We start from the raw sequence: 12,828 nt of genomic DNA, 5'->3' as shown, positions 1-12,828 counted from the left end.
GCGGCGCGGCGCCCGCCCCGAACCCCACCCCCTCCGACGTCAACAAGGGAGAACCCGCCGTGAGCGGCAACAACACCCCGACCCTGTCCGATACGCTCGCCAAGGCCACGACCGTCGAGGACGTTATCAAGGCGCTGCCGGAATGCGCGGCGAAGATCATCACCGACGCCATCGCCAAGGGCGCGGCCCCGGCGGAGGACCCCATCGCCAAGGCGCTGGAGGCGAGCCCGGTCCTGAAGGCGCAGTTCGAGACCATGCAGAAGGCCGTGGACGAGGCGAAGGCCCTCGCCAAGGCCGAGAAGGAAGCCCGCGAACACACCGCCCGCGTCGCCAAGGCCGGCACCGACTTCGGCAACCTGCCCGCCTCGGGTGAGGAGATGGCCGGCGTCCTGAAGGCCATGGAAGGCATGGACGAGCCGGTGCGCAAGACGCTGGAGGCTGTGCTGAAGGCGGGCAACGAGGCCGTGGGCAAGAATGTGCTGTCCGGCGAGATCGGCAAGTCCGGCGGCGGCGGGGCCGCGGGGGGCACCGCTCTGGCAAAGGCTCAGGCCAAGGCCGCGGAGCTGCAGAAGGCCGACCCGTCCCTCACCGATGCCGCGGCGCTGGAGAAGGCGTTCGACGCCGATGCGGCGCTCCAGGCCGAATACCTGAAGGAGATGAAGTAACATGGCCGCGACCCAGATCCTGGACCTGGAGGCGTTCCCCGCCGGGGCCGACCTCTCCACCAAGCAGTTCCACGCCGTGAAGTTCAACGGCGACGGCGCGCTCGTGACGGCCGGCGACGGCGAGGACATCCTGGGCATCCTGGAGGACAAGCCGAAGTCGGGCGAACAGGGCACCGTCTCCCTCGCCGGCCGCCCCAAGGCCAAGCTCGGCGGCAACGTCGCTTTCGGCGCCCTGCTTGCCGTGAATGCAAACGCCCAGCTCATCACGGCGGCTGCCGGCAAGCGCATCGTCGCCCGCGCCATGGAGAGCGGCGCGGCCGGCGAGATCATCCAGGTCCAACTCATCAACGCGGGCGCCATCGTCCCGACGCCGTAACCGCCACTCCACCAGCATCACCAGTCACCGCGGCCCGCCCTCACCGGCGGGCTTCTTTTTGCCACCGCCGTAAGGAGGGCGGGCCACAATGCCGAATCCCACTCCGCGTGATCTTCACGTCGATGCCGTGCTGACCAACATGTCCGTGGGCTACGTCCAGTCCCAGGACAAGTTCTTCGCCGACAAGCTGTTCCCCACCGTCCAGGTGATGAAGCAGACCGACCTCTACACGGTCTGGCCGAAGGGCGCGTTCTTCCGCGATCAGGTCAAGGCCCGCCCACTCGGCGGCGCCGTGCCCATCGTCGGATTCGACACCGGAACGGCGAGCTATGTGTGCACTGAGTACGGCCTCGGCACCATGATCGACGACCGCACCCGCGCCAACGCCGACAAGCCCTTCAACCCCGACAAGGCCAGCATGCGCCTGCTGGTCGGTCAGCACCTCATCAAGCGCGACCGCATCGCCGCCACCACCTACCTGAAGACCGGTGTCTGGGGTACCGATGTCGCCGGCGTCAACTCCGGGCCGAGCGCCAGCCAGTTCCTCCGGTTCGACCAGTCCGGCTCCGACCCGATCGGCGTCATCTCGAAGTACAAGGACCGGGTGGCTGAGCAGACCGGCTATGAACCGAACACCCTGACGCTGGGCCGGGCGACCAAGCGCGTGCTGAAGCAGCACTCCGACATCATCGGCAAGATCCAGTACACCCAGAAGGGCATCATCACCGATGAACTCCTGGCCGAGCTGTTCGAGGTGGAGCGCATCCTGACGCCCTCGGCGATCTACAACACCGCGAAGGAGGGGGCCACCGACAACCTGACCTTCATCGTGGACAGCAAGTGCATGCTGCTGTCCTACGCGGCGAAGGAGCCGGCCATGGAGGAGCCCTCCGGCGGCTACACCTTCGCCTGGACCGGCCTGCTGCCGGGCGCCACGGCGGATTGGGGCGGGGTAATCCAGCGTGGTCGTGAGGATCGCCACCACTCCGACTACATCGAGGCCCGCGCCGCCTACGACATCAAACTGGTCTGCCCGGATGTCGGCGTCTTCTTCTCCGACGTGGTGAGCGCGTAAGCCCATGCCGTACGTCGCTTCAAAGCGGCTGCGTTGGGGGGATGGGTTCATCGAAATCGGTGAACCCGTTCCCGACAACGAGCCGGGCCGCCGTTACGACCTCATGGTTCGGAACGGCGAAATCGTCGGCGCCCCGTCGAAAGCCAATCTGCCCATCGGCGGGGCCGCCATTCAGGAACTCAGCAACAGCGAGGAAGGCGGTCTTCCGCCGATCGACCTGGAGCAGGCGACGAAGCGGGACCTGCTGACGTGGCTCGCCAAGGTCACCGGCAAGGAGCCGGGGCCGGCCACGAAGGAGGAGACGCTTCGCGCCCGCGTGTCGGAGATCCTCACCGCCCAGGCGGGGCAGTCTTCTGACGGTGAGCCATCTGCGGAGCAGGAGGCTGATGGCGACAAGGAAAGCCCGCCCCAGCGCCTCTCCGAGACGGCCAGCAGCACCGCGTCCACCGCGGAGCCGAACATCGAGCGCAACGCCACCTGATCCTTCGACCGTTAACGCCACCTCATCACCAGGGGTGGCGTTAATGCACATTTGGAGTACATTATAGAAGTGGTGGGTTAGCGTTAGTCGCGGGATGCCATACCCCGACCTGAATATTACCATCATGAGGAGGCAAGCTGTGACTGACGCCCGTGAAACGTTGAAACAGATGCTGGACCGGTTGGAAGCTGGAGCGCTAGCTGCTGGAGGTCACGGAGAACGTTGGCGCTTACCCGACCATCCATCGAGTTCCAGTGCTGTCATTGATCAGAATGATGAGGCGGTCATCTTTGAAGCCGGGTGCGTCGGTGAGCATCACGCTCAGCATATCGTCAATACGAACCCGGCAACCACGCTGGCGTTGGTCGCGGAAATTCGACGCCTGACCATGGAGATTGAGAAGGGGTGCGACTTCGACACCTTGTGGTCCATCGTCTACAACACCCGTGACGGCGGCAACAGTGCCAGCGTTCTTAAGGTCGATCCGCGCATGGCCAACAGACTTGGAGGCCGCATGCCGGGTTTAAGCCGAGAAACACAGCCGGATGGAACGATCATCTTCCGGGCGCTCATTCAGTGATCCAGGCTACGACCAACTGACGTCTCACCACCCCTGTCGTGTCCCAATTCAGGGCCGCCTGCTCCACCGAGCCGGCGGCCCTACTCGTTTTCAGGACGTCCTTATGACCGCTCCAACCCGTCTCCTCCGCCGGGTCGCGCAGATCGCGGCCAAGGCCCTTCCCGCCGCTGGCGCCGCCTACGACTTGACGCTCCACCGGCAACAGGATGGAGGGAGCGCCAGGATCGACGGCACGTTCGCCGCGGGCGCGACCAGCATCAACCTGAAGGACGTGCCTGTTTCCATCCCCGGCTTGGCGCTTGGCGCCACGTTCCGGATCGGCGCCTCCGCCACCACCTACACGGTGACGAACACCACCACGACGGCGGGCGGCAAGCTGGCCGGTGTGGAGTTCGCCCCTCCCCTCCCCTCCGCCCCGGTCAACGGCGGCTCCGTCGAGTTCGCCGCCCGCGTGGTCGAGCACCCCTGCAAGGGGCTGGTGACCGGCTACTCGGATCACGTCATCGCCGGGGGCATTGTCCGCGCCACGGACAAGCGGACTATCATCTTGGGCGCCACTCTGCCGGTCGGTGTCGCACCTCGGCCCGGGGACCGGATCACGACGCCGGGTGGCGTCATCAGCATCGTGCCTGCGGGGACTGCAGGCGCCCCGCCTGTGCAGTCCGACCCTGCCGGCGCGGCTTTCGAGTGCCGCTGCGCCTGACGAGCAGACCTCCGCCTCGACCTTCCAGGGTAGACCCTCAACTCGACCATCTCGGACCACCACCATGACCGACTTCACGTCCCCGTTTTTCACGGAGGCGGCGTCCTACGATGTCCGCCGTTCCGGCTCCGGTTCCGTGAGCCGCCCGTCCTGCCTTGGCCAGCCATTCCCCGAGGTGCACCGGCGCCCGTTCCAGCCCGGTCAACACCCCACCGTGGCGGACCTCTATCGCCGCGTTTACGGGCGGGCGTTGAGGCCGCGCCTGCGGGCTGTTGTCCCGAGCGACGCCACACCGATCCGGGGGTGATCGCGCGCCGGAAAGCGGCGCAGATGAAACCGAAAATATCGGCGCTGTGAATTCTCCAACATAAAAATAGAATTCGCACTCCTCAGGCATAAGAAACCGTATTGTTTGTCAGAACTCATCGGATTTACGGTGACTGCACAGCAACCATCAAGCATCCATGAGGCTCAGCAAGTGAACACTGCCGCCGCGTCCGACAACGCCGGCCTTCAGGCGCTTACCGCCCAAGTCGTCGCCGCTTATGTCGGCAATCACAACGTCGCCCCGGACAAGATTCCGGAATTGGTGTCGATCACCTATGGCGCCCTCGCCACCGTTGGCCACGAAGCCCCCAAACCGGAACCGGTGGAACTGCGCCCCGCCGTGCCGGTGAAGAAGTCGGTGACCCCGGATTACATCGTCTGCCTGGAAGACGGCAAGAAGCTGAAGATGCTGAAGCGCTATCTGCGCTCGGCCTTCGGCATGACTCCGGAGGAATACCGGGCCAAGTGGGGGCTGCCCGCGGACTACCCGATGACGGCTCCGAACTATGCCGCCAAGCGGTCCGAGTTCGCGAAGAGCATCGGCCTCGGCAAGAAGCACTGAAGGTAACACCATTATGAGCACACGCAGTAAGAAGGACGTCATCGACACAATCGCCGAGAAGAGCGATGTCACCAAGAAAGCCGCCGGCGAAGCCCTGGACATGGTGCTGGGCGCCATCGGTGCTGAGCTGAAGGACGGACACGACGTCCAGCTCCACGGCTTCGGCAACTTCACCGTGAAGCACACCGAGGAGCGTCCGGGGCGGAACCCCCGCACCGGTGAGGCCGTCACCGTCCGCGCGAAGACCAAGGTGTCCTTCAAGCAGGCCAAGGCGCTTCTGGAGGGCTGACCCTCATCACCCATCATCGACCAGGACAGGGCGCCCCGGCACATGCTGCTGGCGGCGCCCTTCCCGTTTCTGGAGGCACCGATGCCTTTCAAAGCCTCGCCCGGCAGCCAAGGCGGATTCTTCGAGTTCTCACGGAACCTGCGCGCTTTCGCCGACCAGATCGACGCGACGGTGGAGGATCTCACCAAGCGGCTGGCGCTGGCCATCTACAACGGCGTCATCGGCAGGACCCCGGTCGACACCGGGCACGCCCGCAGCCAATGGCAGATCCTCGTCCGCGGCGATCAGGTCGCGGTGCGCCCGATCGGTGACCACACCGCCGCCGATGTCGCGGCGCTCGCAGGCTACACCGTCGTCGGTCACGGGACCATCCTGATCGCGAACGGCGCCGCCTACATCAAGCGGCTCGAATACGGTCATTCGGCGCAGGCCCCGGAAGGCTTCGTGCGGGTGACGATGGCCGACGTGCAGTCCCAGCTTAACCAGATCGTCGCCCAAGCGGCGCGCGAGAACGGCACCGGAGGGCGCTGAGCATGGCGACCCCTTATGGCAGCGCTGCCGAACTGGAGACGCTGTTCGGCATCCTGGAGGCCGGCTGGGCGCAACGCCATCCTCTCATTCCCATCGCGAAGCCTTGGGGCGAGAAACTGGACATCGACACGGTTTGCAAGGACCCGGTGACCGGCGCCGCGAAGCCATACATCCGCCTCTCAAGGAAAGCGGCCGGCGGCCAGCCGCTGGAGATGGGTGTGGTGAACATCGGCAGCACCGGCCTTGCCATTGTCGACGCCTTCGTGCCGGAGGCCGACGGCGCGCCGCAGGCAGCCCTATACGGCGACGAGGTGCTGGCCGACTTCGCCACCTTCTTCCGGGAGCCCGGCCCGCTCGCCCTCCGCAGTATGGTCTACACGGACGTCGGGGCGGACGGTCGCGGTTGGTACCAGGGATCGGTGACCATCACCTTCCTGCGCCAGACCATCTACTGAGGCCTGCACCACACAGCAATTCGCAGAACCCGAACTAGGGCCGCTCATCCGGGCGGCCCTTCGCTTTTCCACATCCACAATGAGGTGAACCGAGATGGGAACCAGTGGTTACCAGGGTGCCGTCGAGACCAGCAATGTCGAGCTGTCCTACGGCCTCGAAACCGTCTGGGGCCAAGCCCCGACGACAACCTTCCAGGCCGTCCGCTTTACCGGCGAAGGCTTCAAGGGCAAGAAGGACCGCCGCCGGCCCGAGGAAATCAACGATTTCGCGCAGGTCTCCGCCGCGGTGACGACGCAGGAATCGGCGGACGGCTCGCTGAACTTCGCGATGTCCTTCGGCACGCACGACGACCTCTGGTGCTCGCTGCTGAACTCGTCGTGGGGAGCCCAGCTCAACATCGCCGGGGCCTCGGGCGACATCTCCTTCGTCGCCAGCGGCAACAAGATCACCAGCACCACCGCCAACAAGTTCCAGAATGTCCAGCTGCGGCAGTGGATCAAGGTGAAGGGCTGCGGTCCGGTGGGGCCCGCCGGGAACGGCCCCTCGTTCTACGTCCAGGTCTGGTCGAAGCCCGACAACCAGACCATCCTCGTCGTCGGCAAGACGCTGGTGGATGAGACGCCTGCTGCTGCCGCCGTCACCATCAAGGGCTCCATGATCCGCAACAGCAACCTCGTCCAGACGCTGTTCATGCAGAAGAAGCTCGGCAGCGCTGGCTACCTGACCTATCCGGGCACCTTTCTCACCGGTGGCAGCATCAACGCGCAGCAGGGCCAGTTCACCTCGGGCAGCTTCAACGCCCTCAGCAAGCAGGAAGTCAAGGCCGTTGGCGACAGCTCGACGGGGGGGGTCATGCCGGCGCCCACCGGGCAGGTCATCGACAACGTGGCCGGCTTCCAGGGGCTGCTGCTGGACGGCGCCGTCGTCGCCGCGACGGTGCGGGCGCTCAACCTGAACTTCCAGAAGGAAGGCGCCGCCGCCTACTACGGCATGGGTGCGACCGGCGCCGAGGGAATGATCCGCGGCGACCTCTCCGCCACCGGCACCGCAGAAATCTATTTCAAGACCTTCGACCTCTACGACCGGTATCGGAACGAGGCGACGGGGCCGCTCTCCTTCCGGCAGGTGGACGCCGCTGGCCAGGCTTATGTCCTGACCGTCCTGAACGGCTTCCTGAACAACCCCGAGGTCGTGGCCGGGGGCCGCAACCAGCCGGTTGTCGCGAAGTTCGAGGTCGAAGGCAATCCCGACCCGGTGACCGGCAAGACCTTCCAGCTCGACCGGCTGGCGGCGTGAGGGTGGTGACGATGCAGAACGCGCACATCAAGCGGGCCGAGGGCCACACCTGGACCATCACCATCAACGGTGTCGAGGACACCGGCTTCCGCCTCATCTGGACCGACCCTGATCGTTCCGACTTCCGGCGGACCGAGGGTGGTGACGTCGAGAGCGTCGTCGTCGCCGGGCTTCCGGACGGCTTCCAGACGCACGATTCCTTCGAGGCCGACGCCGAGGTGCTGTCCATCTCCCACCCGGAGATGTGGACCAAGCTGGAGCCGGCGGTGATCACCGAGCCGGCGCCCGACGAGGCCGCGCCGGTCGATGAGGCGCCCGTGGAACAGCCGGAGCCGACCACGGAAGCCTCCGGCGACGCCTCCGCCACCGGCACTAAGCGGACCCGCCGCCAGAACTAAGCGGCCAACCCGAACAGAACACCGAGACCCCGGACCGACAGCCGGGAAACCTGCCTGCCCCTGGCCGGCGGGGTGACGGCGCTCGCCCATCGCGGGCGTCACGGGGCGGTGTGTCGGCACCGCCCTACCCCATCCCATCCAACCGACATTGGAAAGCTGAGATCATGACCGTTCTGACCAACCGTGAATTCTATCGCACCGACCGCGACCTGGAATCCGTCTCCGGCGTCCGCATTGAGATCGGCAATTGGGGCTTCCAGTCCAAGCGCGCCGGCGGCTCCAACACCGCTTTCCAGGCCCGCATGACGGTCCTCCGCAAGCCGCATGAGCGCCTCCTGAACGCCAAGGTCGGCGCGAACGACGAGGCGCTGGCCCAGCAGCAGCAGGACATCTTCCAGAAGCTGCTGATCCAGGCCGCTGCGGAAAAGCTGCTGCTGCCGAGGTGGGATGGTGTCGTCATGGCCGACATCTACGAGACCGTTCCCGAAGGCACCGACCCCAACGCCGAGGCTCCGTTCAGCGTCGAGAACGCCGTCGCCCTGTTCACGCTCCAGCCGGACAGCTTCAACGACTTCTACAAGGAAGCGGCCGAAATGGGCAACTTCCGCAAGAAGGTCGTGGAGGACCAGTCGGGAAACTCCGTGACCGCCTGAGGTGGACCCTCGATTGGGAGCCCCAACGGGGCTTCCTTGAGGGGCTGGTCGAATCCGGCCTCGACCCGCACGCCTTGGACGGTGAGCCCGAACCTGACCATTCCCTCGATTGGGTGTGGGCCGCCTTCTGGCGGCTCACCACCTGCCGGGGTATCGGCATGGCACCGGGACAGATCCCGTGGACCGCCGCCGCACATTATGGGCGGGAGCAGTGTGGGATCGATGATCCCGATGATCTGGACGACTTCTGGGACCTCATCCACGCGATGGACATCGAGTTCCTGAAGCCGAAGGAGAGTGGGGTAGAAACATAAAACTGCTCTCCTCATCCCCATACTTGTATGCACGATGAAAGCTTATGAGCGATAACGCATTGACTTATCCACAAAGAGTTGCCCCTAAGGAGCTGTACGTTCCTATTTCGTTCCAACGCCGTGCTTGACGTCAAGAGATATCTGGAGCATATATGGATTGCCAAGTCGTCCCCAGCGACCCGAACTGTCACCAGATTGGTGTGCGTGCTCAACGGCTGTTGAGATAGGGCCTGGGGACGCACCTTTTCACTTGAAAGTCCAGACGTCAGATATTCTTGACCGTAGCATTTGTCGCCATCGGCCAGGATCCTCTCGATTTGTTCGATATGACCTGGCAATCGCTCCTGCACACATATCTGCAAGTTGCAGAAGCGGATCAGCAACAGAGTCCTTGAATCTGACGTCGCGCAGTCTCCCCGGCCCCATTTCACGGCGCAGCCGTGCGCCTAACTTCTTTCGAAACTCTCGATCACCCGAACCGTCGATAATAACTTTGGCATCCTGCAGCGTATTCCCGTCATGGGTCATCATCTGCGCAACGAAAAACTCATAAAATCTCTCTTTGTCGCATCGAATATGCGGGGAATATATAACGTTCTTCTCGACAGCAATCGCACGAACGCGAAAAGGAAGGGTGCGAACCGCCTGGAAAAAAGCATCCCTTTTTTCAAAGTCGCACTTGTTGAACTTGAACTCCGGAGCACAACGAAGATCGACAAGCAGTCTCCTGATAGCGTCTTCGGTTATCCTCGCGTCATCATTGTCACGAAGGATGACCATTGAAGCCACGAAGATGGGAGTAGAGCCTTTCTCGGTCTTGAAGCCCGGATCACCACTTTCATCAATGAACACCAACACGACAAAGCCCCCATCGAGAATGCGAGGACATTATGGCCTCTCTCGTTTGGGCTAGGCAAGACCCGACCCAGGATATTGTGTGCTTGACGCGGGGCTCCCTCCTAGATATGGCGCGTCAGGTCAACGGGCCAAGCCACCGCCGGTTCCCGCAGAAAACTACCCGTCGGTTTACTGAAGCACTACTACGGGGTCTCTTGAACTTGACCCCGAGAAGGTATCCGGGTCGTCAAACCATGTGCAGTACGGGGACGAAGCTGTCATGCCCTCTCACCCCTGCCCGTCAGCACACTCTGTAGACCACTGGTTCTTAGGAGATGTTGGTCCGCCCTACTCTGTTCGGTCGCGCAGCCTCACGCCGGGGCCGTGGCCGTTTTGGTCGATGAACAAGACCCCAGATTGTTCGAGGGCGCGTTTGATCGCCTGAAGCGTGGATGCCTTCGGATCGGAGACACCGCGTTCAATATTGTTCAGCGTTGCCAGCGACACGTCGGCTGCAACCGCCAATTCGGCCTGCTTCATCCCAATCAGTGCGCGGCCGGCACGTATTTGCGGTCCAATGATCATGCGCCTCTTATATGGCAGGCTAGGCATCACGCCAAGCATTTTAGGCGCAGCGCGTATTTTTAGAATTGACGCAAACCGCACTAGGCACTACACCTAATTCCGTCACCTCAATACGACGGGATTTCCGGCAATGGCCTCCCCGACCATCACCATCACCCAACCCGGCCCGCAGATCCACGACCCCCATCTCCGCGCCATCTTCGCTCCTGGTGAATCCAGCCGGTCTGGCTCGACGCCCAGCGCTGTTACTAACGACGTCACGACCGGCCATCCCGATGCGGAACTCGTGGCCGCTTGGCGCGCCTTCTGTGATGCGTGGCGCCGGCAGCTCGCCCTCGCCAAGACCAACCCTGAGGGCTCCCGGAAAGCGCAAGCAGACTTGATACAGTTGATGCGACTGATCCAGTCCACTCCGGTCGCGACGATAGACGGAATCTTAGTTAAAGTCCGCCTCTTGGCGCATTTCAAAGTCATTGAACTCCGGAGTCCGTTCGTCCTAGACGATCCAACCCAGCCCATCTACGGCCGGATCTACGGTAGCCTAGAGAGCACATCCTCACGCCTCATCCTGGATCTGGTCCGAGACCTGCACGCCCTCACCGTTGGGAGGCCGGTTCTTCTGAATCCTGTCGAGGCAGCGTGATGGAAATGGCTCGCTCCAAGCTGGCGCGTCGACGACAGCGTCTCGTCCGCTACCAGCAAGGTTGCTGCTTCCTCTGTGGTCGTCCTCTTGGCCCGGAGGACGGCGGGCCGGAAGCTCCCAGCACCCACCACTTCATCCCCCTCGCCAAGGGTGGACCAAGGAACGCTCTGGTGAATCAGGTCGTCGCACACCGCCTCTGCAATCAAGAAGCCGGGGATCGGATGCCGACCAAACTGGAGTGGTTCAGGTATCTGCTTATTATGTGGGCTCGTGGATTTGCGACCGATGAGTCGCATAGCTGAACGACTCTTCTGATGGTAGCTTGGACCCCATAATGGGATACACCGAGTACATATCGTCGCAAGCATGGCGTGGCCTACGCGAGCAAGCCCTTCAGCGCGACGGGCGCCGTTGCCGGCTTTGCAATGCGACTGAGGAGAATGCTCGTTTAGAAGTGCACCATCGATACTACCCGCCACGTGGACGTTGGGATCTCGACTGCCTGGACGCGCTGACAACGCTGTGCGTTCCGTGTCACGACCTGATAACCGACAAGCAGAGAAAAAAGCGATACGCAAACACCGCCATTGAGCCGGCAGAGGTGTCGCGCATCGCCCCAACACATGAAAGTATGGATCATGGCATACGAAATTTTGAAGTTCAAGATCATCGGCGTGTCGTCCCTGCTGATGCACAACGGCCAACTCGCGGATCCGTTGAACTCGTTTGCGAAGAGCATCGCCGAAATTTCCAGCAAGCGGAAAAAGACTGATGCCGATCACGTCGAGATGGGTCGGCGCGAGTTCTACGGTTCGCTCTACATGAGCGGCGGCCGTCCGTGCATCCCCGGCGAAATGATGGAGGCTGTGCTGATCGCTGGGGCCAAGAAGGATAAGAAGGGCAATCAGGCCAAGGCCGGTCTTCTGGTCGAGAACAACTCACCGCTGCTGTACGACGGCCCGACCTCGGCCGAAGAGCTTTGGGCTGACGAGCGCTTCCGCCTCCGCGTTCCGGTGAAGGTCGGCACGGCCAAGGTGATGCGCACGCGCCCGCGGTTCGATAACTGGTCGGCGGAGATAGAGGTGAAGTTCCTCCCGACCATGGTCAATGCTCGAGAGGTGAAAAGCTTCTTGCAAGCGGCTGGGGAACAGGTTGGTATCGGAGATTGGCGGCCTCGTTTCGGAAGATTTGAAGTGGCCTAAGTCCATGGCGTGGTTCGGACCGGCTGGGCAATGTTAGGCTTGCCAATGTTTGGTTCGGCATGGCACGGCAAGGTAAGGACCGTTGTTCGCAGCGGGGAGGGGCCGGTACGCCGGCCCTTCTGCGGTGCGAATGGCACCATCTGCCACGGCGTGGCACGGTAAGCCCCGGCCTGGCGAGCCAAAAATGGGCCTGGCACGGTGGGGCATGGCATGGACGCTGTTCGCAGCGGCCAGCGGGGCTACGGTCCCGCTGAGCGGTGCGAAGAGCACCAATTGGTCTGGCAGGCTTGGCGAGACGTGGAGTGGTCGGGTGCGGTGCGGCAAGGAAAGGCGCAACGTGGTTTGGGCAAGGGGGTCGCAGAAATGCGGCGCCCCTTCACTTGCACCCGCTGCCGACAAAGCATGGTGCCTTCAATGACGACTTACCCACCCAATAACGCGATCCGGCGCCATTGGGCATAATGGCCCTTATATGCACATAGTCGCCATCGCTTCCGACAACAGCGGCGTTCACCCCATCGCGCAAGTAAACACATTCGCCGATGGCTCCGAGCCAATTATCATCTTTAGCTGAACGCGCTGCCTCGGCTTCTCGTAATGCGCTGAGATCTTCGCAGGCGAAGCCTGTTCCATTGGTCTGAACTCGGCTGCCGTACTTCGGTTGATCCGCCGCCGTGGCCGGTAGCGAAAACAGCGCAGCGGATAACAATGCGGTGGCGAGAACTCGCACGGCCCATCCTCCTTTTTGGCGCCATCCTGCCGCCGATAAGCGCCAAAGTCGATTCCGAAATCCAACCGCCATAGACCGCCGCCGTCCGGCGCGCTATAACATTTCCAGGGGATAGGTGCGTCTAC

General features: G+C 63.0%; 19 protein-coding genes. 16 read left to right on the top strand and 3 right to left on the bottom strand.

The window, feature by feature from the left end:
• The 14 genes from ACFPMG_RS24070 to ACFPMG_RS24005 all read left to right on the top strand — a co-directional run.
• Positions 1–665: hypothetical protein (locus tag ACFPMG_RS24070; protein WP_376997756.1), on the top strand; the 665-nt coding region annotated here is incomplete at its 5' end.
• A gap of 1 nt (position 666) precedes the next feature.
• Entirely contained in the window at positions 667–1,041 is a 375-nt protein-coding gene (locus ACFPMG_RS24065; RefSeq protein ID WP_376997755.1) for a hypothetical protein, read from the top strand.
• Positions 1,042–1,129: 88 nt separating this feature from the next.
• Positions 1,130–2,116, top strand: coding sequence for a hypothetical protein (locus ACFPMG_RS24060; RefSeq protein WP_376997754.1), 987 nt, complete (start codon positions 1,130–1,132; stop codon positions 2,114–2,116).
• Between the two features lie 4 nt (positions 2,117–2,120).
• On the top strand, positions 2,121–2,597 hold the full coding sequence (locus tag ACFPMG_RS24055) for a hypothetical protein (RefSeq protein WP_376997753.1): 477 nt from the start codon (positions 2,121–2,123) through the stop codon (positions 2,595–2,597).
• A gap of 139 nt (positions 2,598–2,736) precedes the next feature.
• The gene (locus ACFPMG_RS24050) at positions 2,737–3,177 is read left to right on the top strand and encodes a hypothetical protein (RefSeq protein WP_376997752.1); all 441 of its coding nucleotides are present in this window, start codon (positions 2,737–2,739) and stop codon (positions 3,175–3,177) included.
• 103 nt (positions 3,178–3,280) lie between these two features.
• A complete protein-coding gene (locus tag ACFPMG_RS24045) occupies positions 3,281–3,880 on the top strand; it encodes a hypothetical protein (protein WP_376997750.1) in 600 nt (199 codons plus the stop codon).
• Positions 3,881–4,358: 478 nt separating this feature from the next.
• Complete coding sequence (locus tag ACFPMG_RS24040; RefSeq protein ID WP_376997749.1) at positions 4,359–4,769, top strand: Ros/MucR family transcriptional regulator; 411 nt, start codon at positions 4,359–4,361, stop codon at positions 4,767–4,769.
• 13 nt (positions 4,770–4,782) lie between these two features.
• Positions 4,783–5,058, top strand: coding sequence for an HU family DNA-binding protein (locus ACFPMG_RS24035; protein ID WP_376997747.1), 276 nt, complete (start codon positions 4,783–4,785; stop codon positions 5,056–5,058).
• Positions 5,059–5,139: 81 nt separating this feature from the next.
• On the top strand, positions 5,140–5,589 hold the full coding sequence (locus ACFPMG_RS24030; protein WP_376997746.1) for an HK97 gp10 family phage protein: 450 nt from the start codon (positions 5,140–5,142) through the stop codon (positions 5,587–5,589).
• A 2-nt stretch (positions 5,590–5,591) separates the two neighbouring features.
• Positions 5,592–6,044, top strand: a complete 453-nt coding sequence (locus tag ACFPMG_RS24025; RefSeq protein WP_376997745.1) for a hypothetical protein — start codon at positions 5,592–5,594, stop codon at positions 6,042–6,044.
• Positions 6,045–6,138: 94 nt separating this feature from the next.
• Complete coding sequence (locus ACFPMG_RS24020; RefSeq protein ID WP_376997744.1) at positions 6,139–7,341, top strand: phage tail tube protein; 1,203 nt, start codon at positions 6,139–6,141, stop codon at positions 7,339–7,341.
• Positions 7,342–7,352: 11 nt separating this feature from the next.
• The gene (locus ACFPMG_RS24015) at positions 7,353–7,739 is read left to right on the top strand and encodes a hypothetical protein (RefSeq protein WP_376997743.1); all 387 of its coding nucleotides are present in this window, start codon (positions 7,353–7,355) and stop codon (positions 7,737–7,739) included.
• A 164-nt stretch (positions 7,740–7,903) separates the two neighbouring features.
• Positions 7,904–8,392: a hypothetical protein gene (locus ACFPMG_RS24010; protein ID WP_376997742.1), complete on the top strand. Its 489-nt coding sequence runs from the start codon at positions 7,904–7,906 to the stop codon at positions 8,390–8,392.
• On the top strand, positions 8,389–8,706 hold the full coding sequence (locus tag ACFPMG_RS24005; protein WP_465252037.1) for a phage tail assembly chaperone: 318 nt from the start codon (positions 8,389–8,391) through the stop codon (positions 8,704–8,706). The genes ACFPMG_RS24010 and ACFPMG_RS24005 overlap by 4 nt, the downstream gene beginning before the upstream one ends.
• A gap of 246 nt (positions 8,707–8,952) precedes the next feature.
• Here ACFPMG_RS24005 and ACFPMG_RS24000 read toward each other — a convergent pair whose 3' ends face one another.
• Positions 8,953–9,564 (bottom strand): DUF3800 domain-containing protein, encoded by a 612-nt coding sequence (locus ACFPMG_RS24000; protein WP_376997740.1) that lies wholly within the window; start codon positions 9,562–9,564, stop codon positions 8,953–8,955.
• Between the two features lie 327 nt (positions 9,565–9,891).
• On the bottom strand, positions 9,892–10,128 hold the full coding sequence (locus ACFPMG_RS23995) for a helix-turn-helix domain-containing protein (RefSeq protein ID WP_376997739.1): 237 nt from the start codon (positions 10,126–10,128) through the stop codon (positions 9,892–9,894).
• A gap of 130 nt (positions 10,129–10,258) precedes the next feature.
• Here ACFPMG_RS23995 and ACFPMG_RS23990 point away from each other — a divergent pair, with 130 nt between their 5' ends.
• A complete protein-coding gene (locus tag ACFPMG_RS23990; RefSeq protein ID WP_376997738.1) occupies positions 10,259–10,771 on the top strand; it encodes a hypothetical protein in 513 nt (170 codons plus the stop codon).
• A 638-nt stretch (positions 10,772–11,409) separates the two neighbouring features.
• Positions 11,410–11,973 carry a hypothetical protein gene (locus ACFPMG_RS23985; protein WP_376997737.1) on the top strand — a complete coding sequence of 188 codons (564 nt, stop codon included), beginning with the start codon at positions 11,410–11,412 and terminating at the stop codon, positions 11,971–11,973.
• Positions 11,974–12,349: 376 nt separating this feature from the next.
• Here the strand turns inward: ACFPMG_RS23985 and ACFPMG_RS23980 are convergent, their stop codons facing one another.
• Positions 12,350–12,703 carry a hypothetical protein gene (locus ACFPMG_RS23980; RefSeq protein WP_376997736.1) on the bottom strand — a complete coding sequence of 118 codons (354 nt, stop codon included), beginning with the start codon at positions 12,701–12,703 and terminating at the stop codon, positions 12,350–12,352.
• Between the last annotated feature and the right edge of the window lie 125 nt (positions 12,704–12,828).

The organism is Azospirillum himalayense, from assembly GCF_042657465.1.
Lineage (GTDB): Bacteria > Pseudomonadota > Alphaproteobacteria > Azospirillales > Azospirillaceae > Azospirillum > Azospirillum himalayense.
This window is presented reverse-complemented; position numbering and strand designations above follow the sequence as displayed.

What these genes read in the sequence shown, in the direction of transcription:
- ACFPMG_RS24065 (WP_376997755.1), top strand. Translation starts at nt 667, where the DNA reads ATGGCCGCGACCCAGATCCTGGACCTGGAGGCGTTCCCCGCCGGGGCC.
- ACFPMG_RS24060 (WP_376997754.1), top strand. Translation starts at nt 1,130, where the DNA reads ATGCCGAATCCCACTCCGCGTGATCTTCACGTCGATGCCGTGCTGACC.
- ACFPMG_RS24055 (WP_376997753.1), top strand. Translation starts at nt 2,121, where the DNA reads ATGCCGTACGTCGCTTCAAAGCGGCTGCGTTGGGGGGATGGGTTCATC.
- ACFPMG_RS24045 (WP_376997750.1), top strand. Translation starts at nt 3,281, where the DNA reads ATGACCGCTCCAACCCGTCTCCTCCGCCGGGTCGCGCAGATCGCGGCC.
- ACFPMG_RS24035 (WP_376997747.1), top strand. Translation starts at nt 4,783, where the DNA reads ATGAGCACACGCAGTAAGAAGGACGTCATCGACACAATCGCCGAGAAG.
- ACFPMG_RS24030 (WP_376997746.1), top strand. Translation starts at nt 5,140, where the DNA reads ATGCCTTTCAAAGCCTCGCCCGGCAGCCAAGGCGGATTCTTCGAGTTC.
- ACFPMG_RS24025 (WP_376997745.1), top strand. Translation starts at nt 5,592, where the DNA reads ATGGCGACCCCTTATGGCAGCGCTGCCGAACTGGAGACGCTGTTCGGC.
- ACFPMG_RS24020 (WP_376997744.1), top strand. Translation starts at nt 6,139, where the DNA reads ATGGGAACCAGTGGTTACCAGGGTGCCGTCGAGACCAGCAATGTCGAG.
- ACFPMG_RS24015 (WP_376997743.1), top strand. Translation starts at nt 7,353, where the DNA reads ATGCAGAACGCGCACATCAAGCGGGCCGAGGGCCACACCTGGACCATC.
- ACFPMG_RS24010 (WP_376997742.1), top strand. Translation starts at nt 7,904, where the DNA reads ATGACCGTTCTGACCAACCGTGAATTCTATCGCACCGACCGCGACCTG.
- ACFPMG_RS23995 (WP_376997739.1), bottom strand. Translation starts at nt 10,128, where the DNA reads ATGATCATTGGACCGCAAATACGTGCCGGCCGCGCACTGATTGGGATG.
- ACFPMG_RS23990 (WP_376997738.1), top strand. Translation starts at nt 10,259, where the DNA reads ATGGCCTCCCCGACCATCACCATCACCCAACCCGGCCCGCAGATCCAC.
- ACFPMG_RS23985 (WP_376997737.1), top strand. Translation starts at nt 11,410, where the DNA reads ATGGCATACGAAATTTTGAAGTTCAAGATCATCGGCGTGTCGTCCCTG.